The sequence below is a fragment of the Streptomyces sp. GL_141 genome, assembly GCF_057834385.1.
Genome location: NZ_CM174402.1, coordinates 3,906,387 through 3,926,667, shown reverse-complemented (window position 1 = coordinate 3,926,667; position 20,281 = coordinate 3,906,387). Strand labels below are relative to the sequence as shown.

The following is a 20,281-nucleotide window of genomic DNA, read 5'->3' as shown; positions in this document are numbered from 1 at the left end:
GCTTTTCCCCATGAACCATCCCAAAGTGCACCCGGCCGGGTCTGATGTTGAGATGAGGCGATGTCCGGCGTCGACCCCCGCTGAATGGAGCGAGAGATGGCCAACCTCCCCTTCGAGGCCCTCCCCTTTGAAGACGTGACCGACTTCGAGAACGCCGACCGCGGATTCGTCGGCGCCCTCGTGCCCGCCGTGGTCAAGGGCGCCGAAGGCCGCACCGTATGGGACAACGACGCCTACGCCTTCCTGGAGGCCGACTGCCCCGACACCGCGAACCCCAGCCTGTGGAGGCAGGCGCAGCTGGCCTCCAAACAGGGCCTCTACGAGGTCACCGACGGCATCTACCAGGTCCGGGGCCTCGACCTGTCGAACATGACCCTCGTCGAGGGCGACCGCGGGGTCGTCGTCATCGACCCGCTCATATCCGCCGAGACCGCCGCCGCCGCACTGGCGCTGTACCGCGAGCACCGGGGGGACCGCCCGGTCACCGGCATGATCTACACGCACTCGCACGGCGACCACTTCGGCGGCGCCCGCGGCGTGCTCCCGCGCGGAGCCGAGGAGGGCGTACCGATCCTCGCCCCCGAGGGCTTCCTGGAGCACGCGGTCAGCGAGAACGTCTACGCCGGCAACGCCATGACCCGCCGCGCCGTCTTCATGTACGGGGACCGGCTGCCCAAGGCCCCCGACGGCCAGATCGGCGCCGGTCTGGGCATGACCACCTCCACCGGCACCATCACCCTCATCCCGCCCACCGTGGACATCACCTCCACGGGGCAGGAGGAGACGGTCGACGGCGTACGGATCGTCTTCCAGCTCACCCCCGGCACCGAGGCGCCGGCCGAGATGAACTTCCTCTTCCCGGACAAGCGGGCGCTGTGCCTGGCGGAGAACGCCACGCACAACATGCACAACATCCTGACCCTGCGGGGCGCCGTCGTCCGCGACTCCCGCATCTGGTCGCGCTACCTCGACGAGGCGATCGAGTACTTCGGCGACGACTACGACGTGGCCTTCGCCAGCCACCACTGGCCCACCTGGGGCCGGGAGAACGTCGTCGCGTTCCTCTCCACCCAGCGCGACCTGTACGCGTACATGCACGACCAGACGCTGCGCCTGCTCAACGCGGGCCTCACGGGACCGGAGATAGCCGAGGAACTGCGACTGCCGCCCGCCCTGGAGAACTCCTGGCACGTGCGCGGCTATTACGGCTCCCTCTCCCACAACGTGAAGGCGATCTACCAGCGTTACCTCGGCTGGTTCAACGGCAACGTCGCGACCCTCTGGGAGCACCCGCCGGTCGAACTCGCCCGCCGCTACGTCGACTCGATGGGCGGCCCCGAGCAGACCCTGACGAAGGCCCGCGCCTACGCCGACTCCGGGGACCTGCGCTTCGCGGCCACCCTCCTCAACCACCTGGTCTTCGCCGAGCCCGGCCGTACGGACGCCAAGGAGGCCCTCGCGGGCGTCTACGACCAGCTCGGCCACGGCGCGGAGAACGGCCCCTGGCGCAACTTCTACCTCACCTCCGCGATGGAACTGCGCCACGGCGAGAACGCGGCCCTGCTCGACACCGCCAACCCGGAGATGGCGATGGCCCTGACCACCGACATGCTCCTCGACTCGATCGCCGTCCGGATCGACGGCCCCCGGGCCTGGGACGAGGACCTCACCATCGACCTGGTCCTCACCGACGAGGGCACCCGTCACCGCCTCACCCTCCACAACGGCGCCCTCACCCACCGCACCGTCACCGATCCCCGCACCGAGGCCGGTCTGACCCTCACCCTGACCAAGCCCCAGCTGCTGGCCGTCCTCGCGGGCCAGGCCCCGGACACCATCTCCACCTCGGGATCCCCGGCCCTCCTCAGCCGCCTGTTCTCCTACGTGACGAAGCCCGACCCGGCGTTCCCGATCGTCACGCCCTGAGGCCCTGAGGCCCTGAGGCCCTGAGGCCCTGAGGCCGTCGGGCCGTCGGGCCGTCGGACCCCGAGGCCGTCGCGCCGTCAGGCCGCGCGGCAGAGGTCCGCGGCCCCGGCCGGGGCCGCGGTGCGGGCGATACCGACGGCGGCCACGGCCGCGGTCCCCGAGCGGTGCTGCGCGAAGACGACGAGGCGCAGCACCGCGAACCGCGCGACACCGGCGAGCGCGGAGGCGGACAGGTAGACGACCTGTTCGCGCACGGCGCCGGGCGAAGCCTCGACCTGCCGCAGGACGAGCATCGCCGCGCAGGTCACCGCGTACGCGGCCGCCGCGGATCCGGCCGACTGCACGTGCTGGCGCCAGGTTGCCCGCCCGCCCGCGCCGAAGGTGAAGCGGGCGTGCAGTTCGGTGGCCAGGAGCGTGGAGCCCGCGGTGATCAGGGCGTTGGCCAGGATCCAGGGAATCCAGGAGGCGAGGGCCGCGACGGCGAAGCTGGAGGCCACGCCCACCCCTCCGCCGCAGAGCACGAAGCGGGAGAAGGCGGTGAAGGCGCCGGATGCCGTCTGCTTCCGGCTCTGCACTGTCTCCATGATCCAACCCCTCCGATGGTGAACCGCACGGCGTGCCGCAGTGGTGCCATGATGGCACATCAATGGCACCACTGCTAGGGCGTGAGTGGTGCCGCACTTGCTGCCGGCGGCGCCACTCATGACCTGGCAGGCTGCTGGACGGCCTGGCGGCCCGGATCCCCGCGGCCCCCGCCCGCCCGTGACCCACGTCACATGAGGTTCCTGTCAGGAATCGGCGCGCTGCCCCGCTCAGTCACCGAGAGCCCAGCGAACCGACAGGAGCACCACATGAAGCACCGCATCCTCGTCCTCGGTGCCGGCTACGCCGGGGCCTACGTGGCCGGGAACCTGGCCCGTCGGCTGTCCCCGGCGGACACCGAGATCACCGTGATCAACGCCGAGCCGGACTTCGTCGAGCGGCTGCGGCTGCACCAGCTCGCGGCCGGTCAGAAGATCGAGACCCGGAAGCTCACCGAGATCTTCGCGGGCACGGCGAGCCAGCAGCACCTGCACCGCGCCCGGGGCCACATCACCGCCGAGCGGCGCCGCGGCGGCAGCGAAGTCGACCCGGCATCCGCCCGCAAGATCGTCGAGGAGTTCCTCGCGGCGGCCACCTCGGGCCGCACCGAACGGCTGGTGGCGCTGCTCACCGACAATGCCATCGCGATCTCCGACTCCAACGCCGCCGGCCTGGCCAAGACGCTCATCCGGTACGACACCCCGGAGCGCATCGCCGCCATGGCAAGGGCCGGATTCAAGCCCACCCCCGCGAAGCGGCGGTTGATCGGCGGCACGCCCGCCATCCACTACGCCGTCCTCAACGGCGCCCCCGCCCTGCTCTTCGTGCTCGCCGAACAGGTCGTGGGCTCCGTGACGTTCGACCTCGTCGACGACAGGATCGCAACCGTGCGGGGCATCGCCGCCCCCAACCGCCTTGCCCGCCTCAGCGGAGCCTGGCGGGAGCACGGGACGGACACGTCGCTCATCACCGAGTGGTGACGCGCGCCGGGGGAGTCACCCGTTGGGATTCAGGAGGAGCGAGGCCGACCCGTCGAGCATCCACGCGTCGAACTCCTCCTGCGTCCCGTAGACCGGCTGCCCGCCGAACTGCCGTGTGAGCTCGGCGAGTTCCGCGAGGGCCAGCGCGGGACGGTCGCCGGCCAGCGCCGACTGCACGCGGCCGAACCGGGGCAGCACCTCCCGGGCCACGTAGGCGTTGCGCTCCCCGGCCAGCCGCTCCGTCGCACGACGCAAGGCGTCCGCCAGCAGGACGGCCGTGGCGGCCTCCTGTTCCAGGAGCCGGACCCGGGCCTCCGCCGCGGCGTCCGCGCGGGCCGCGACGACGGCGATCTGGAGCCCCTGGACGAGGACGGTGGCGGCCACCTGACCCACCACCCCGCCCACCAGCGCGCCCACGACGGGAACGGGCAGGAGCGTCTGGCCGACGACACCGCAGCCCCAGGCGAGGCCGGTGGACACGACCGCGGTCGACGCGCTCGCGGCGAACTGCCCGGGGTTGATCCTTCCCCGCGCGAGGTCCAGCCCGGCCTCCGCCACGGCGAACGCGGCCTGTGCGGTGGCCCCGGGGAGCGAGCCGCCGCCCAGCGCGGCCGGCAGGACACCGGCGGCGGCGGAGATCCGCACGGCTTCGCCGAGCACGGCCAGGGACCCGGAGCGGGCGGCCCCGCCCACGGCGGACCCGACCGCGGTGAAGGCGGCGACGGACGCCGAGGTCTCGCCGGCCCGCACCCGGGCCGTCTCGCGCACCGCCGCACCCACCCCGGCGGTGATCCCGCCCAGCACGGCCGCCGACCCGGCGGCACCCGCCATCTGCCGCGCCCCGGCGCGCGCGGACTGCCGGTCCGCCCACCCGCGCGGGTCGCGCGCCGCCCGGTGCGCTTCGTCGAGCGTGATGCCCTCGCTGCGCACGCCACCGTGTTCGAGGTGGTCGGTCACCTGGGCGCGGGCATCCTGGTAGTTCTCGTACCGGAGCCCCTCCGCGGGCATGGTGAGCCGCTTGTCCAGGAGGTTCTCCACGGCCGCCAGCCGGTCGGAGGCCACCAGGCGCTGCATGCCGTCGTAGTGCGGACGGGCCAACTGCTCGGCGGTGGTGGACGGTTGCTGGTAGAGCTTCGCCTGAGCCCGCCCCACGAGGCGGCCCGCATCGAGCAGGTTCAGATCGGCCGGGTCGGTCCGCGAACCGCCCGGAGCCCATTCGGTGACGACGGCGCGCACCGAAGCGCCCTGGTCCAGGGCGGACAGGTTGAAGGACAGCGCGTGCATCACCTCGAAGAGGTGCCCCGCGCGCTGCTCGTTGCCGATGTTCACGTAGCGGGTGGCCAGGGCCTGCGCCGTCTTCCTGGTCCGCAGCGTCTCCAGGGTGGCGAGGGCCAGCCGCCGGGTCGCACGGTCCGCCAGCGCCCAGGCGGCGGCATCGACGGCACCGGGCAGCGCCCGACCGGGCACCGGCCGGATCCCCGCGTCCGTCTCCAGGTCCGTCTCGGTGTCACTCACCTCCCGCTCACCTCCCGCTCATTGCCCGGCCGCTTCCCGCCCGTTTCCCGCCCGCTCACCGGGCGGTCACGAGGGCTCCGAGCCGGGCCCGGCTGTCCTTCACCACGCGGTCGGACAGGTCGGTGACCTGACCCTCCTCGTCGGTGATCGGAGTCCCCATGACGGCGGCCAGAGCCCCGGCCAGACCGACGAGGACGGCCACCTCCGCCCGCTGCGCGGGCCCGTAGGAGCCGTAGTCCTCCTGGCCGTCCACCAGGGCCCGGAAAGCGGGCAGCCGGCGCCTGATCTCCTTGCGGAGCCGGTTCAGCAGCTGCCGCACCTGGCGGCTGCGCTTGCCCGCGGCCGCGCCGCGGGCTTCCGCGGCGCGGAGTTCGGCAGCGAGCTTCTTGAGTTCGGCGGCGACGGCACGCTGCGCGCGCAGGTCCTTGCGGCCCTTCCACTCGATGAAGCCCCCCACCGCCAGCAGCGCGGGCAGGGCCACGATGCCCGTGAGCACCGCCGTACCCGCCGCCACCCCGCCGCCGCCCGCCGCCAGCGATCCGCCGCCCAGCCAGGCGAGCGTGGCGCTCGTCGCGGCCGCCCCGGACAGGGCGGAGATGGCCGTTCCCGTGGACGCGGCGGCGAAGGCCCCCACCGCGGCGAACGTCCCCGCGGCCGCACCGGCCCCGACGGCGACACCGCCCGCCAGGGTGAGGACCGCGTTCACCGCGTCCAGCTGGATGCGCCGCACTTCCACATCCGGCAGTTCGGTCTCCGCCGGCTCGGCGAGGGCCGCCAGCTCGGGCAGGTCCACGTTCTTCAGCCGGGAGAACACCTCGGCGAACGGCACCAGCGCCTTGCGGTAGGCCCTGCGCCGGGCCCGCTCCTGCGCCTCCGCCTCGGCCACGAGGCCCTCGGTGAGCCGCTCTTGGCGCCGGATCAGCTCCTTGCGCCGCTTGCCGTTCTTCTTCTCGAGCCCCATCGCATCGAAGATCGCTATGCCCATCCGAGCCGCCCCCTGCTTCCCGTGCTCCGCCTCCGCGCGCGGAACTAGCCCGCGGGTCCCTGATCCGCACCATCTTCCAACAAGGCAGCCTCGGTACACAGATGAGGAAGTCCGAGGGCTCTCTCAGCCGAGGTCTTGGCGCGCACCGGGATGACGGCGAACCGGCGCTGCCGATTGGGATGGTGCGTGTTCTTCTGGCCTCGGCCGGTTGGCCGGCGCGAGGGGGCGAAGCCCTATCGGCTGCTGAGAGCCGTCATGCAGACTGCGGTCGAGGACGGGCTGAATCGATCTCGACACCGGATCCGTGCTCTTCCTCCTCGGACTCCATGCGCCGGATTCCTTCGTGGGTGAGGGTGACCATCGCGGGGGTGTTGCCCGGCTCCCAGTCGACGGTGATCAGGGCTTCGCCCGCCAGGTAGGTGCAGGCGGCGGCCAAGTCCTGTTCCGGTACGTGGAGGTCGCGCCGTAGCTGTGCTCCGGTGATGCCGAGGAGGCGGTTGCCTTCGACGGCTTCGTACAGGACCCGGAGTACCTCATCGCGGTAGGTCCTGCGTTCGCGCAGTGTGGCCATGACCGCGTCCTTCAGGTCTCGTCGGAGTGGGTGCCGGCGCCGACGGGGGTCCGGCTGGCGGCCAGCCAGGAGCGGGCGGGGCCGGCGGGTGTCGCCGTGTCCACGGTGAGGTGGAGGCGGGTGTTGCCGTCGAGGGCGGGATAGCTGCGCTGTTCCGCGCCGGCGAAGCAGCCGCGCAGTGCTTCTGCGACCGCGCGGGCGGCTTCGGGCGTGTGCGCGATGATCCGTACCTCGGCGTGTCCGAGCGACGGCAGTGTCTGGGTCTCGATGTACTTCACGTGGGCGCGTTCCCTTCGTGGTGGGCGAGGAGCGGGCGGGTGGGGGCTCCGCTCGACGACTGGTGTCTCCACGGAGCTCACCTCCAGCCGTTGCCGGGCAGTGGCAGGATGCGTCGATCCGCGGGGTTTCCGAAGGGGGACGTGCAGGCTCCGCCTTCGCTCTCCCAGCCGGATTCCTGGCGCTGGGCGTCGCGGATGCCGCGCCCGATGGTGGCTTCGTTGGCCATCAGGACGCTCGCGGTGAGGACGCTGCCGGGGATGGCGGCGGCGGCCATCAGGCGGGCCGCGGCGGCGGGCTCGGTCTCGGGCGGGATGACGAGGAGGTCCCAGCGGCCGACGGTGTAGGAGAGCAGGATCAGTTTGTCGGGGTCCTGTTCGGTGAACCAGCCCACGTGCAGCGTGCGCCCGTCCGCGGGCACCGTGTGCGGTACGGCGAGCCAGCGGGTGGGGTTCACGGTGACGCGGGTGATGCGGCCCTAGGGTTCCTCCAGGGCGGCGGCCAGCGCGGGGAGCTCGATCGCGAGGTCGCGGGAGCGGGGCCACCAGGCCCCGTCCAGCTGGCCGGCGAGCATGGTCTTCGGGGTGAGGGACAAGCGGGCCGGGAGGGCCGGGAGCTCTGCGGCGGGATCGCGGGGCGAGGTCCGGTCGAGGGTGGTGATCATGATGCTGGCCTGCCCCCGGACCGCCCGTCGGCGGCCCGGATTTTAGGCGATCGCCAGGAATGACACCCGCGTGAAAGCAGGTGCGCGAAGTACTCCCAGTCCTTCCACTGTACGCCCGTTCGGCGGACTCTGACCGGCGTGACCAGGCATTTTTCGGCGGTCGATGGAGCGGGCGCCACCATGTTCGATCTGCACCCGGGCGACAACCTGGTCCTCGATATCGATATCGATATCGATGGCCTGGTCGAAACCCGCGACCAGGCCATCGATATCGATATCGATGGCCTGGTCGAAACCCGCGACCAGGCCATCCCATCCCTGACGCTCCCGCGGCCGGGCTCCGGTTGTGTGGGTGAGTGGTGCTCCGGTCAGAACGTCTCGTCGTGCAGGTCTTCCTCGCGCAACAGGTCGTCCTCGAGGCGGCGCGAGGTCTCCTTCTGCCCCTGCTCCTGCCCTTGCTCCTGCTCCTGCTTCTGCTTCTGCCCTTGCTCGCGGGAAGCCTTGCCCGGCTGGGGCCGTGCGGGGTCCCCGGCGCGATGGTGATCCTGCGCCTCGCGGCCCTTGCCCGGTTCCTGGTGCCTGTCCTGTGTATCGCCCATGGCGGCGACTCCTCTTGATCCGTGGGATGGGGATTCCTCGCGAATCACGCTGACATGCATAGTGACAATCTGCATCATATCGACCATGAGGTGTGACCTACGGGTGACGCCCGTCCTCGATCCGGCGGCGCCGGAAGGCGGGCCGTCCCCTCGGTGCCGAGGGGGGGCGATACCCAGCTCACCCGCAGCGGTGGGTTCATAGGTACCCCGCAGTACATGTCGCCCGAGCATGCGCTGGGCCGCCAGGTCACCCCGGCAACCGACATCTTCGCGCTGGGACTGATCGCCGCGGTCGCGGCCACGGGGCGCCACCCGTACGGCGACGGCGCCGGAATCTCGATCGCCGCCTCGATCGCCAACACTCCGCAGCAGGCACCGGACCTGAGCGGCTACCCGGATCGGCTACGGCCGCTGCTGGAGCGCTGCCTGGCGGCCGATGCCGCCCAGCGGCCGGGGCCGGCGGAGCTGGCCGAGTGGTGTCAGCGGGCGGCGGGCCGCCCCCTGCGCGACCTCCAGGACTGGCTGCCCGCCGGGCTCGCGGCGGAGATCGCACGACGGGAGCAGCTGTCGCAGTCGCCCCCGCAGATGCCCTCGCAGACGCCCTCACAGACCCCGCCGCCGCCCTCGTACAACCCAACCTACGTGCCGACGCAGGCGGCGTCCGGGCCGGGCGGTCCGATCCAGCAGGGCCATCCGATGCAGGGGACACCAGGCCCCCATGCCGCGCTACACGGCGCCGCCACCGCCACGGCTCCCGTACCCGTCCCGTCTCCCCACGCTCCTCCCGCTCCCTACCCCGCGCCCCCGAACCGTGGCCGCGGCCGGGTGCCCCTGATCGTCGGCGCGGGGGTCCTGGCCGTCGTCCTGGCCGCGGGCGGCACCTGGTACCTCACGCGCGCCGACGACAAGGGCGGGACCGAGGCCAAGGGCGGGGACAAGGCGGCGGACCAGCCGATGCCCGCTTCGTCCGAGTCGCAGCCCCAGGCATCGATGTCCGCGCAAGCGCAGACTCCCGCCGCTCCCGCTTACACGGTGGTGTTCAAGGACAAGTCGTTGAAGCTCCTGGCTCCCAGGGAATTCGGCAAGTTCAACGACGTGGACCTCGACTTCCCGAAGGTGGCGCCGTTCGGAGAGATCTCCAGCGGCAACCGGGAGCTGCAGATGGGATACGAAGCCCTCGAAAGCAGAACGACGTTCGGCAAGAGCCTGGGCCCCGCCCCGGAGCAGTGCGCGACCGGAGCCGCCACGAACCCGATTCCCGACAAGCTGAACAGCGATGCCCTGACCGGAGCGGACAGCACCATCGTTCGGGGCGATCTGCTCTGCACGGTCACGTCCAAGGGCAACCTCGCGATGGTGAAGATCGTCGGCATCGAGCCCTCGACCAGCAAGCAGTACGACATCCCGACCTACCTCACCGAAGTGACGCTCTGGAAGCCGCAGTCGTAGCGGCGGGGCCCGGACAACGGCGAAGCCCCGGGCCGCTGCGGGGCTGAGCGCCACCGCCTCAGCGGTGCGGGTGGACGCGCCACTGAGGCGGAGTTCCGGCTCGGGGTGTTCCGGTCGCGGGACCACCGTCCCGGACGGACACATTCGCCTCAGGCCGAGTCCGACGGTGTGGACGATTCTGTGGCGCGGCGATATTCGGCATTGATGCGCTGGGCCTCTTCGAGCTGGTCTTCGAGGATGATGATGCGGCAGGCCGACTCGATGGGTGTGCCCTGGTCGACGAGTTCGCGGGCGCGGGCAGCGATGCGCAGCTGGTAGCGGGAGTAGCGGCGGTGTCCGCCGGCGGAGCGCAGCGGGGTGATGAGACGGGCTTCGCCGAGTGCCCGGAGGAATCCCTGCGTGGTGCCGAGCATCTCGGCGGCCCGGCCCATGGTGTAGGCGGGGTAGTCGTCGTCGTCGAGACGGCCGAACGAGTCGTCTGCTGTCATTGCACCTCTCTCGTGGAACGCGTGGAGGGGCCCTGGTGCCTATGGCACCAGGGCCCCGAAGGAACTACTACACCATCTGTCGGCCCTGATACTGCGCCGACCCTGTGTTTCCGCCGACCCGGCCTGGATGCTGCCGGGAGTGCGGGGATCCTGGTTGCTTGACCGGAGACCACCTCACTATCGATGTCCTGCGGTACCCGGGCCCAGACTTCTCCCCGGGCGATCCTGATGGCGCTCGGCTCCTCCGTTCTTCCCTCGGTGATCAACTGCTTGCCTTCTGGGTACTGCGTACTGCTGGTGATGCGTACTGCTGGTGAAGCGCACTGCTGGTGACGCGTACTGCGTGGTGGCCTGTGGAAGCGCCACTCTCCGGCAGCCAGCCCCGTTGCCCGTCGTGCGTCTGCTCTGGCTTGGAACCCCACTGCCGAACTTCCCGGTGCGCGCGCCCGCAGCCGACGCCTTCACCGAGGTGCTGCTCTCACTGACTCACTGCTGGGTACTACGCACTGCATTCACGGGTACTGCCACTGCGGTAACTGCGGTACTGCTCTCGGCGGCCCCTGATCACTGCGGGCCGCCCGGTCCGGTCGTCAGTCCCGTCGCCGTCATGCAACCGCTATGGCTTCGACACTCCACGACCGCACCGCCCTGCTGAACTGCGACTGCTCGTACTACGGGTACCTCTGCCCGGCAGTTCGTCTCTGCCAGGCCTTCTGTCTCTCTGGGCTACGAGAGAAACCATAGCCACGTCACCATCCAATGTCTACTCCAGCCGCGATAGATTTTCATGCGGCCGAGAAGGAGGTAATCGGTACCACTGACCGGGCGGCCACGTAAGGGAACCGTGCGTACGCGGGAGGGCCCGACCGGCGTGCCGGTCGGGCCCTCCTCGCTGTTCCGGTGCCGGCTCGCGCCGGTCGTGTCGGTCAGACCGCCACCGGGACGCCGAGCATCGCGGATGCCTGATGGAGCGGACTGAGGGCGACCGCGGGCGCGGCGGCCCGGGGGAGTCCGCGGCAGGTGAAGCCGAGCTGGGTCATGGCCCGCAGGACTTCGCCGACGCTGAAGTCACGCCTGTCCTGGCGGGTGATGACCTGGCCGACCTGCTTCACGGGGTAGATGCGACGGCCGATGATCACGGAGTCGCCGAGGACCTCCTCGGGCTTGATGCCCTTCATCGATTCCAGGACGCCGCTCTTGGTCAGGTCGAACGGGAAGCGGGCGATGACACAGCGCATGGTGCCTCACAGGAAGAAGGAGAGGGGGACGGTTCTGTCGTGGTGAGGCGGGTCAGCGCGCGACGGCGAGGACGCCGGGTTGGCTCTGGCGGAGCGGGGCTGCATCCGGACCAGTGTCACCACGTGCCTCCTGCAGAGATGGGTCAGTCTTCTGATCACGGGATCGTCAGGCCGCCGCGTCGAAGGAGGACTGCCGCGCGCTCGCGCGCCGGGCAGCTGACGTGGGCCCGCGCCGCCCGCGGGAGGAGCCGCTGCGCTTGGGCCGCTCGGACACCGGCGCGGTGATGGTGACGGGGATGCCGGAGGGGGCCTGGGCACCGGTGATCCGGTGGAGGGCCTCGTCGCCGGAACGGACCTGGGTGGTCTGCGGGACGATCCCGGCGGCCTGCATGAGGCGGGTCATGTCGCGGCGCTGGTTGGGGGTGACCAGGGTGACGACGCTGCCGGACTCGCCGGCGCGGGCGGTGCGGCCGCCGCGGTGCAGGTAGTCCTTGGGGTCGGTCGGCGGGTCCACGTTGACGACGAGGTCGAGGTTGTCGACGTGGATGCCGCGGGCGGCCACGTTCGTGGCGATCAGGACGGTGACGTGTCCGGTCTTGAACTGGGCCAGGGTCCGGGTCCGCTGCGGCTGGGACTTCCCGCCGTGCAGGGCCGCGGCGCGGACCCCGCTGTCGAGGAGCTCCTGGGTGAGGCGGTCCACTGCGTGCTTGGTGTCGAGGAACATGATCACGCGGCCGTCTCGGGCGGCGATCTCCGTCGTCGTCCGCTGCTTGTCGGCGCCGTGGACGTGCAGGACGTGGTGCTCCATCGTGGTCACCGCGCCCTGCGAGGGATCGACGGAGTGCACGACCGGGTCCGTCAGGTAGCGGCGCACCAGCAAGTCGACGTTGCGGTCCAGGGTCGCGGAGAACAGCATCCGCTGGCCCTCGGGGCGAACCTGGTCCAGGAGCGCGGTGACCTGGGGCATGAAGCCCATGTCCGCCATCTGGTCGGCTTCGTCCAGGACGGTGATCGCGACCTGGTTCAGCCGGCAGTCGCCGCGGTCGATGAGGTCCTTCAGCCGTCCCGGGGTGGCCACCACCACTTCGGCGCCGCCGCGCAGCGCGCCCGCCTGGCGGCCGATGGGCATGCCGCCGACGACCGTGGCCAGGCGGAGCCTGACCGCGCGGGCGTACGGGGTGAGGGCGTCGGTCACCTGCTGGGCCAGTTCGCGGGTGGGTACGAGGATCAGCGCGAGCGGTTGGTGGGGCTCGGCGCGCTGCCCGGCGGTGCGGGCCAGCAGGGCGAGGCCGAACGCCAGGGTCTTGCCGGAGCCGGTACGGCCGCGTCCCAGCACGTCACGACCCGCGAGGGTGTTGGGCAGGGTGGCGCCCTGGATCGGGAAGGGCACGCTCACGCCCTGCGCGCCGAGGGCGGCCAGCAGCTCGGCCGGCATGTCGAGATCGGCGAAGGCCTCCACGGCGGGCAGCGCGGGCGTGATCGTCTTCGGCGGCGCGAACTCGCCCTGGACCGCGACGGGTCGGCGGCCGGAGCCGCCGGAGCGGCTCGGACCTGCGGAACGGCTCCGAGCCGGGGCGGCGAATCGGCTGCCTCGCTCTGCACCGGAGCCCGAGCCGAAAGCGGGGCCACCGGTGCGGCTGCGGGTACGGGACGAGCGCTCGTTCTTACGTGTGGGGTTCATGCGAAACCATCCTTGATACGGCACGCATCAAGGAATTCCCGCAGCGGAAGAGCGGCGCGAGGAATTGCCGGAATGTGCCGAGTGAAATACGGAAGCGACCCGGCCGCGAGAAATGTGCGCGGGTTCGTGCGCTGCGACGGGGGTGGCGTCATGAGGACGCGGAAGCCGGAGAAACGATCTCGGGCGCGGCCGGGAGGAGGCGGGGCGGCATCCCGTGCTCGCTCCCGCGGGTGGACGCACCGCGGGAGCTGTGTGCAGCTGGGGCCCGCACCCCGAGGGATGCGGGCCCCAGCTGCGAAACGCGAGTCAGCGTCAGGCGGGAACGATGTTCTCCGCCGTCGGGCCCTTCTGGCCCGACACGATGTCGAAGGTGACCTTCTGGCCTTCGGTCAGCTCGCGGAAGCCCTGGGCGGCGATGTTCGAGAAGTGGGCGAAGACGTCGTCGCCGCCACCGTCCTGCTCGATGAAGCCGAAACCCTTTGCCGCGTTGAACCACTTCACGGTGCCGGCAGCCATGTCAGATCTCCTTGGGGGGCAGTACACCAGCCTCCGCACCGTGCGGAGACCGTGTCGCCGCGATGATGCCCCGCCCGGAAATTGACCGGAAATATGAAGCACTGCCATGCGGCGCGGAGGCCGACTGGAGGTGCTTTAAGTTTTTGGGTACCAAAACTGCAACCGAGATGGACAGTAGCACGCCACAGCGGGCCGCACGGGTCGAATGTACACACCCCCCATGCTGCGGTAATAACTCTCCTTGCGGTGCGCGTTAAACCCTCAGGTGGCGGGGATAGATATTGATTCACTCCGAGTGCAGTGTTTTCCGAAAGCGCGGGTACTCGGCCGAGCTGAAGTTCGGGACCGTGGCGTGCCCACCCTGCGTCGCGGGGTGACCCCGACGAGCCCCTTCATCCCCGTGCTCGTGCTCGGACTGTGGGGCGGCGTCCATGGCACTGCGCTGATGTACGCCCCGGTTGTCACTCGGTTGACCGATCCACTGTGAAGCGCATTCATCATTGAATCGTGCGCGAAATGTAAAACCCTGCCGACTTGCGATCAGGATTGCGGAGTGCTGCTCTGGAATAGGCAGGGGGTAAAGGGCCGGATCTGGGCCCGAACGGGTGGCGTTCAGGCGAGTAGGGGACGACGCGTGTGTGGCGACGGGATGCCCCGCGCTGCGGCCCGCTATCGGAGGTTCACGATGACACAGGTCTCTTCTGCCCGCATTCCACTACGCCAGATCATGGCTGTGCTCTTGACGGCCGCCCTGACGCTCTCCCTCGCAGTGGTACTCACCGTCACCTCGACGAAAGAAGCAGCCGCCTCGTGCTCCGCCAACCGGTTCAACGGAACGTGGCGCTCGTCCGACGCGAGGCTGAAGCGTATCGACGTATGGCAGGGAGAGGACTGCCACCTGTACGCCAGGGCCTGGTCCATCTGCAAGAACGACGCGTCGCGTATCTGCAGCTGGGGAAACAGGAGAATGGGAGACAGTCCCGAGCCGAACTTCCAGTTCGTCGGATACAACTGGAACAACGCCGATGAGGTGCTGCACCTGCGGATGCAGGACAGGTCTCACATCTCGGTGTGGGACAGCACCGACTACCACAACGGTAAGAAGGTCAGCTTCACGGTCCCGATGTACAAGAGCAGTTGAGCCCGCGAAGGGCGGCACCTCCGCCCGCGCCGCTACGGGACGAGACCCCTACCAAGACGGGTGGGGGTCTCGCCGCCACGACCGAGCTCCGTGCCAGTGCCTGTCATCCGTGGTCGGTTGTCATCCGCGCTGTCAACTGCCCGTCGTTACCCCTGAGGTAATCGTCTTCTCCGGCGCCCTCGAAGAAGCTTGATCCATCGAAGCGATCAAGTGATCACGAACGGGGAACGACATGAACATGCGGCGGTACACGCGCACCGGAGTGTTCGCGGTGGCCACTCTCCTCGCAGGCCTCACCATCGGTGCCGCGCCGGCCACCGCCACCGCCGAGGGCGGCGAGTGCGCCGAGGTCCGCGAGAAGGTGGACCGGCTCGAAGGGCGGATCACCCCGAACGCCTGCGCCTTCATGAAGCGGCAGATCGCCTTCGGCGAGGCCCCCAGCCTCCAGACCTACCTCGACATCTTCGACGAGGAGGCCAGTCTCTGGGAGGCCGGCGGCAAGCCCCAGCGCGGCCACGAGGTGATCGGCGCCTCGATCAGCAACTCACTCCGCCTTGTGCCGGACCTCCGCTACCGCGGCACGAACGTGGTCGCCGACGGCGCCGTGATGATGTTCGGCCAGCAGAACACGGTCACCCTCAAGGGCCACAAGGTCAGCTACCCGCAGATCGCCCGCAACGTCCTCGGCGACGACGGCAAGACCATCCAGGCCCGCCGCTACTACGACCGCTACGAGCTGTTCCGGGTCCTGCCCGAGTCTCAGCGGCCCGCCCCCCTCTTCGCCGGCATCGCCGACCCGGCCGGCCCCGGCCCGCGCGGAGCGGGCCCCGACCGGTTCCACGCCCAGGAAATCCCCGCCCGCCTCGCGGCCTGGAACAGCGGGGACGCTGCCGCGCTGGCCGCCCGTACCGGCAACGCCAAGCTGGCCGGGCCCGGCCTGGACCGGCCGCTGACCACCCAGGAGGGCAAGACCGCCTACCTGCGGCGGCTGTTCGAGAACGCCGACGTCGAGTTCAAGGCGGGCCAGGTCGCCTTCGGCCGCACCACCACCTACATCGAGTGGCACGGCACGATGACCGACCCCGACGGCACCGACCCCAAGGGCACCGACATCCCCTTCGGGATCGTCGAGCGCATCGGCCCGAAGGGCGAGTGGGAGCTCTCCTTCGACACCCTGCCGGTGATCGCGGACGCGGAAGAGATCCGCGGCCTGTTCACGGCGCTCGCGAGCTAGGTGCGGTCGTGCACCGGGACAAGCGCAGCCCGTGTGCGACGCCGGCGTCCTGCGGGCCGAGTCCGCGGGGCCGGCCGCCAGGGTTGGATCAGGTACCGGACAGCGTTGTCGCCAGTGACTGGAACCAGGCGCCGTGGGAGAACGGCTCGGGCGGGCCCACCTCCATGCCGAGTTCGGCCGCTGCCAGTGCGTAGTCCCCCTCGTCCAAGGGGAGGGCGAGCAGCTCGTGGAGTTCACCCACGAGCCGCGCGACCACTTGGGGGTGGGTGGTGTCGGCGTAGTCGGCGACGGCGGCGTCGTGATCGGGGAACTCGTCGACGATGTCCTGCGAGAACCAGCCCCCGAGCAGTTGCGCGGTCTCCGGAAAGCGCGCGTGCCACTCCCAGTGCGTCTGCGGGGACGACGGTTCCGGTACGTCGCCTTCCTCGATGCTCTGCTTCAGGTGGTCGGCCAGCACCATCAGCCAGTCGCCGATCTCCGACTGGGGCATCCCGGTGTCCGGGATCGCGTAGAACTCGCCCAGGCCCTGCCGGATCCGGCCCGGAGGGTTGCGGCTGTACTCGCGCAGCTGGCGCTCCGCCTCCGCGACGGCCGAGGGACGGGTGTGCCAGGTGTGCCGGAGGTACGCCTCCAGCGCACGGCTGCGCCGCTCCGGGGTGTCGTCGGCGGGCTGGCCCAGGTAGGCGCGCATCACCCGGTCCAGCTCGCCGTACCGGCGGTCGTGTTCGAGGGGCTTCATGGACATGTGCGTGCGGCCCCTACAGGTAGAACGGGACGGTCGTGCGGACGACGAAGCCGTGCGGGCTCGACGGTTCGCGGCGCAGCACGACGCGCGCCGCGCGGACGTCGACGGGCCCGTGCCCGGCCAACAGATCGGCTTCCAGCTGGACCCTGCCCACGGGCTCCTCGCGGGAGGGCCAGGCGGCCTCGACGGTGAGGCGGGCCCGGGTGTTCTGGGCGAGCCAACGGTGGATGACCTGCTCGTTGGCGGTCACCACGTGCTGGGTGGCCCATTGGGCGGTCTCGCGGTCGGGATAGGAGGCGGAACGGGTGAGCACGGGGGCATCCTCTCAAATCGCCTGGTCAGGAGCTGCGCGCGTAGGGATCGGCAGGCGGATCAGTAGTCGGCGAAGTTCCAGAACATGCCCACTTCGGTGTCCGTGACGACGATCAGGCCGTAGTCCTCGGAATAGACGCTCAACGGGCTGTAGCCCCAGCTCGGCGTCGTGAAGTCGAGGGTGCCGGGGACGCGTCCGGGCCTGTCGACGTTGGTGTGATACGTCGCCGTGTCCCCGTACCGCGCGAGGATCGTGCGTGCCATGGCCCGCAGTTCTTCTTCGCTCTCCGTGAAGCGCTTGAGGCTGGACAGGGTGCAGCCGTCGTCCGTGAGGGCCAGGAGCAGGTTCTCGGCACTGGCCCGGTCGATCTCCCGGAGACGCGGTGCGATGAACTCCGGGGGGTGCGCTGGGAAGTGGGACGAGGGGGACCGCTCGTAGCGGCCTTGCGCCGCATCGTCGAGAGCGGCCCAGCCCCGCGGATCGGGGACCCCGTCCATCAGCGCGACGACATCGAGGACCCAGTCCTCGTGGCGGCGTGGGCCCGTGGCGTCGTAGGGGTTCGCGTCTTCGAAGAGACGGCGGACCGCGACTTCCCAGGATCGCTGGTCGACGGGCATGTGGTGGCGGCCTTTCCCTGTGGAGTGCTACGGCTTGTAGGGCATCGACGTCATGACGGTGAACGGCGGGGTGCGACTGCTGTCGTACCGGATGCGGGTGTCGATACCGTTCACGTCGACTCCGTGGGCGTTCAGGCCGCCCTGCTTGTACCCGGACAGCGGATCGTTCGGATCCACGGGCTGCTTGCTCACACTGCGTCCGCTGGATTCACCGCTGGGCGCCGTTGCGTAGAACGGCTTGACGTCGCCGTCGGCCGGCGGTGGCGGGCCCTTGATCCACGCCTCGATGCGAGCCTTGTTCTGGTTGAGGTTGTACTCGGTCAGATCCTCCGCCCGCCGGTGGTCCGGGAAAGCGGAAGAACTGCCGATCCCCGGCCTGCCGTGCGGCCAGCTCGGTCCTGCGCCGGCGTTCGGGTCCTGCTGGTCGCGCAGGCGCTGCGCCAGCTGCTCGTCCGTCTTGCCGACGTGCCTGTCCAGTGAGTGGCCGCCCGACGAGTACTCGTTGGCGCCGAGGTTCAGGTCGTAGTTTCCGTTCGAATCGATCTTCAGCCAGATCTGCGAGTCCTTGAACTCCTCCAGGGACCGCATGCCGAAACCGTGCGCACGGGCCACGCCGGCCTCGAACTTGGGGGCGCTCAGGTACGCCTCGTCCAGCGGAACCTTCAGTGCCTCCATGCGGGTGGTCAGGCCCCCGAGGATGCCGGTGTACGTGTCGACGATCCGGTTCAGCTTGGCCGTGTCGATGTTCAGCACGGTCTTGACGTCGAACGAGAGGATCAAGCCCACCCCCTTGCCGAGGGCGGAGGTGACGGTGCCGAGGAGGTCCTTGGGGTTCTTGGGCTTGGACAGGTCTTCGACGATCTCCTTGGCGGCCTTCAGCATGGCGCGTTCGAGTTCGTCATTGACGTCGCGGTTCAGGTCGACGGCGGCTTCCGCGTACTCGCGCAGGATGGTGGCCATGCTGTCGGCGGTGTCCTTCAGCACGGACAGCACGGGCTGGCTGTTCGTGGGGAAGCGGGGCGTGCGGGGGCCGGAGTCGGTGGTGTGCGCCCACTGGTAGCCGTACCGCGACCGGCCCCAGTTCGTGCCGCCCCACAGGGCGCTGCAGAAGGTCCGCATGGCGGCTTCCCAGTCGGCCTGCTGGTGGTTGGTGATGGTGCCGACGGATTGGGTGAGCTGGTCCGCCACCACCGTCGCCGTGACGGAGACGTCCATCCAGCTGTGGCAGAGCGCGTTGAGGTAGTGCTGCTGCGGGAAGGGGTGGACGTCCGCCACCCTGCCGGCGCGGAACACGTGCTTGCACAGCGGCTGGAGGAGGTCCCGGACGACTTCGGGGACGGCTTCCATCAGGCCGCGCAGGATGTCGTCGCCGCCGTCGTCGTCACCCCATTTGATGTCGGGCAGCGGGTCGAAGTTCGGAGCCCTGTCGATGACCGCGGGCCGCGGGCGCTGCTCGGCCGTCATGCCCGGCTTCGGATGGGCCGCCGCGTCCGCCTTGGTGTAGGCGTTGGCCGTCTCGGTGAAGCCGACGGCGACGCCGCCGACGCTGAGCACGGAACGGCCCCAGACCTCCAGCCAGCGGTCGCCGATCTTCTTGTACGCCTGGGCGAACCTCTGGGCCTCGGTGCCGGCGCCTCCGGCGTCGGGGTACCGGCCCAGCTCGTCCAGCAGCTTGTTGGCACCGCGCACCAGGAGGTCCTGCTGCGAGGCGACCCGTCCGGAGACCGACCAGAGGTCGCTCGGCTTGACGTCGATGGTGCCGCTTCCGCCCGGCGACGGCGTGGGGGAGGGCGAGGGGCCGGCCATCAGGCGCCGCCTCCCCAGCCTTCGAGCACGGACCTGTTGGCCGCGGCGTAGTTGAGATGCCCCTTGACCACGACTTCATGGAGCCAGGCCTGGGCGGCCTTGAGGTCGTCGGCGGAGCGGCTCCACTTGTCCAGTTCGTCGATGAAGGTCTCCCGGGCCTCGCCGTCCCAACCCAGAACGGCTTTGGTGGCCCGCCCGTACAGCGTGTCGAGCTTGTCGTTGAGGACGCGGAGGATCTCCTCCAGGTCTCCCGAAAGGCGTTGCAGGGTGGCGAAGTCGACGGTGATCCGGTCTTCGTCCGGCATGGTGGTGATCCCCCTCCGTGGTTCAGATGTCCAGAAGGCGACTCGTCGGCCGGCCGGCGTCCGGCGCGGGCGCCGGGTCGGGCACGGTGAGCGCGCGGGCCGCGGTGGACACGTCCTCGCCCTGCTGTGACCGCCGGAACGAGGCCAGGACCTCGAGCTCCTGCTCGGTGAAGCCGTCGCGCGAGGCGCGCATGGCCGCTTCGAGGAGGACCACCACCTTGCGGATGCGCACGGCATCCTCTGCGACGCCGCGGTGAAGGGAGCGGTACGCGGTGGCAGTGGGCCCCTGCCAGCCTGCGGCGATCTTGTCGACGACCCCGTCCATGCTGCGGATCTGCTGTTCCAGATAGCGCTGCATCTCGTCGAGGTCGTTCGCCAGCCCGGTGAGGCCGTCCTCCGAGACGCCCAGATCGGCGTTCTGCATCCTGAGCCCCCGCCCGTCGCACCGTTCGTACGCCTGTCTCTACGTACGGGTGTTCACCCTAGTGGGGGGCGGTATGTCGACCGGAGGTGGGAGTCGTGGACGAGGAACCAGGCGTGGCGGTGGTTCCCGTTCGCCCCGCAGCCACCGTCTTCCTGGACCTGCCGTGAACACCCCTCAGCCCAACCTGACGTACATCTGGGGTGGTTATGGCACGCGAAGGGCACGC

General features: G+C 70.2%; 20 protein-coding genes and 2 pseudogenes. 5 read left to right on the top strand and 17 right to left on the bottom strand.

All coding sequences use genetic code 11. The features are described from left to right. The first annotated feature begins 96 nt into the window (after positions 1-96). Positions 97-1,926, top strand: coding sequence for an alkyl/aryl-sulfatase (locus tag AC3IX6_RS17090; RefSeq protein WP_489370962.1), 1,830 nt, complete (start codon positions 97-99; stop codon positions 1,924-1,926). A gap of 77 nt (positions 1,927-2,003) precedes the next feature. On the opposite strand, the gene AC3IX6_RS17085 is transcribed toward AC3IX6_RS17090, so the two are convergent. Continuing rightward, a complete protein-coding gene (locus AC3IX6_RS17085; RefSeq protein WP_489370960.1) occupies positions 2,004-2,510 on the bottom strand; it encodes a GtrA domain-containing protein in 507 nt (168 codons plus the stop codon). Between the two features lie 468 nt (positions 2,511-2,978). Here AC3IX6_RS17085 and AC3IX6_RS17080 point away from each other — a divergent pair. Next, a pseudogene (locus tag AC3IX6_RS17080) lies at positions 2,979-3,488 on the top strand (sigma-70 family RNA polymerase sigma factor family protein); the annotation flags it as partial. Positions 3,489-3,503: 15 nt separating this feature from the next. On the opposite strand, the gene AC3IX6_RS17075 reads toward AC3IX6_RS17080, so the two are convergent. From AC3IX6_RS17075 to AC3IX6_RS17050, 6 genes and pseudogenes are all read right to left on the bottom strand, one after another. Continuing rightward, positions 3,504-5,003 (bottom strand): hypothetical protein, encoded by a 1,500-nt coding sequence (locus AC3IX6_RS17075; protein WP_489370959.1) that lies wholly within the window; start codon positions 5,001-5,003, stop codon positions 3,504-3,506. Positions 5,004-5,058: 55 nt separating this feature from the next. Further along, positions 5,059-5,988 (bottom strand): hypothetical protein, encoded by a 930-nt coding sequence (locus AC3IX6_RS17070; RefSeq protein WP_489370957.1) that lies wholly within the window; start codon positions 5,986-5,988, stop codon positions 5,059-5,061. Between the two features lie 253 nt (positions 5,989-6,241). Next, a complete protein-coding gene (locus AC3IX6_RS17065) occupies positions 6,242-6,559 on the bottom strand; it encodes a hypothetical protein (RefSeq protein ID WP_489370955.1) in 318 nt (105 codons plus the stop codon). Positions 6,560-6,570: 11 nt separating this feature from the next. Beyond that, positions 6,571-6,837 (bottom strand): hypothetical protein, encoded by a 267-nt coding sequence (locus AC3IX6_RS17060; RefSeq protein WP_489370953.1) that lies wholly within the window; start codon positions 6,835-6,837, stop codon positions 6,571-6,573. A gap of 77 nt (positions 6,838-6,914) precedes the next feature. Further along, positions 6,915-7,499: pseudogene (locus AC3IX6_RS17055) on the bottom strand (DUF5994 family protein). 368 nt (positions 7,500-7,867) lie between these two features. Then, positions 7,868-8,098 (bottom strand): hypothetical protein, encoded by a 231-nt coding sequence (locus AC3IX6_RS17050; RefSeq protein ID WP_489370952.1) that lies wholly within the window; start codon positions 8,096-8,098, stop codon positions 7,868-7,870. A gap of 153 nt (positions 8,099-8,251) precedes the next feature. On the opposite strand from AC3IX6_RS17050, the gene AC3IX6_RS17045 reads away from it, so the two are divergent. Next, complete coding sequence (locus AC3IX6_RS17045; protein ID WP_489370951.1) at positions 8,252-9,547, top strand: protein kinase domain-containing protein; 1,296 nt, start codon at positions 8,252-8,254, stop codon at positions 9,545-9,547. A gap of 149 nt (positions 9,548-9,696) precedes the next feature. Here the strand turns inward: AC3IX6_RS17045 and AC3IX6_RS17040 are convergent, their stop codons facing one another. The 4 genes from AC3IX6_RS17040 to AC3IX6_RS17025 all read right to left on the bottom strand — a co-directional run bounded on the left by AC3IX6_RS17040 (position 9,697) and on the right by AC3IX6_RS17025 (position 13,470). Beyond that, positions 9,697-10,035, bottom strand: coding sequence for a MerR family transcriptional regulator (locus AC3IX6_RS17040; RefSeq protein ID WP_489370950.1), 339 nt, complete (start codon positions 10,033-10,035; stop codon positions 9,697-9,699). 926 nt (positions 10,036-10,961) lie between these two features. Then, positions 10,962-11,273: an SCO5918 family protein gene (locus tag AC3IX6_RS17035; RefSeq protein WP_489370949.1), complete on the bottom strand. Its 312-nt coding sequence runs from the start codon at positions 11,271-11,273 to the stop codon at positions 10,962-10,964. Positions 11,274-11,439: 166 nt separating this feature from the next. Continuing rightward, positions 11,440-12,954 (bottom strand): DEAD/DEAH box helicase, encoded by a 1,515-nt coding sequence (locus AC3IX6_RS17030; protein ID WP_489370948.1) that lies wholly within the window; start codon positions 12,952-12,954, stop codon positions 11,440-11,442. A gap of 312 nt (positions 12,955-13,266) precedes the next feature. After that, complete coding sequence (locus AC3IX6_RS17025; protein WP_489370947.1) at positions 13,267-13,470, bottom strand: cold-shock protein; 204 nt, start codon at positions 13,468-13,470, stop codon at positions 13,267-13,269. 967 nt (positions 13,471-14,437) lie between these two features. On the opposite strand from AC3IX6_RS17025, the gene AC3IX6_RS17020 reads away from it, so the two are divergent. Next, positions 14,438-14,611, top strand: coding sequence for a hypothetical protein (locus AC3IX6_RS17020; RefSeq protein WP_489370946.1), 174 nt, complete (start codon positions 14,438-14,440; stop codon positions 14,609-14,611). A 232-nt stretch (positions 14,612-14,843) separates the two neighbouring features. Further along, complete coding sequence (locus AC3IX6_RS17015; RefSeq protein ID WP_489370945.1) at positions 14,844-15,845, top strand: hypothetical protein; 1,002 nt, start codon at positions 14,844-14,846, stop codon at positions 15,843-15,845. 88 nt (positions 15,846-15,933) lie between these two features. Here the strand turns inward: AC3IX6_RS17015 and AC3IX6_RS17010 are convergent, their stop codons facing one another. From AC3IX6_RS17010 to AC3IX6_RS16985, 6 genes are read right to left on the bottom strand one after another with little or no spacing between them, the layout of a single operon-like run. Continuing rightward, positions 15,934-16,590, bottom strand: a complete 657-nt coding sequence (locus AC3IX6_RS17010) for a contact-dependent growth inhibition system immunity protein (RefSeq protein WP_489370944.1) — start codon at positions 16,588-16,590, stop codon at positions 15,934-15,936. Between the two features lie 13 nt (positions 16,591-16,603). After that, entirely contained in the window at positions 16,604-16,903 is a 300-nt protein-coding gene (locus AC3IX6_RS17005) for an RNase A-like domain-containing protein (RefSeq protein WP_489370943.1), read from the bottom strand. Positions 16,904-16,962: 59 nt separating this feature from the next. Next, on the bottom strand, positions 16,963-17,520 hold the full coding sequence (locus AC3IX6_RS17000) for a hypothetical protein (protein WP_489370942.1): 558 nt from the start codon (positions 17,518-17,520) through the stop codon (positions 16,963-16,965). Positions 17,521-17,547: 27 nt separating this feature from the next. Further along, the gene (locus AC3IX6_RS16995) at positions 17,548-19,326 is read right to left on the bottom strand and encodes an RNase A-like domain-containing protein (protein ID WP_489370941.1); all 1,779 of its coding nucleotides are present in this window, start codon (positions 19,324-19,326) and stop codon (positions 17,548-17,550) included. Beyond that, complete coding sequence (locus tag AC3IX6_RS16990; RefSeq protein ID WP_489370940.1) at positions 19,326-19,631, bottom strand: WXG100 family type VII secretion target; 306 nt, start codon at positions 19,629-19,631, stop codon at positions 19,326-19,328. Before AC3IX6_RS16990 ends, AC3IX6_RS16995 begins: the two co-directional genes overlap by 1 nt. Positions 19,632-19,653: 22 nt before the next feature. Continuing rightward, a complete protein-coding gene (locus AC3IX6_RS16985) occupies positions 19,654-20,055 on the bottom strand; it encodes a WXG100 family type VII secretion target (RefSeq protein WP_489370939.1) in 402 nt (133 codons plus the stop codon). Positions 20,056-20,281: the final 226 nt, after the last annotated feature.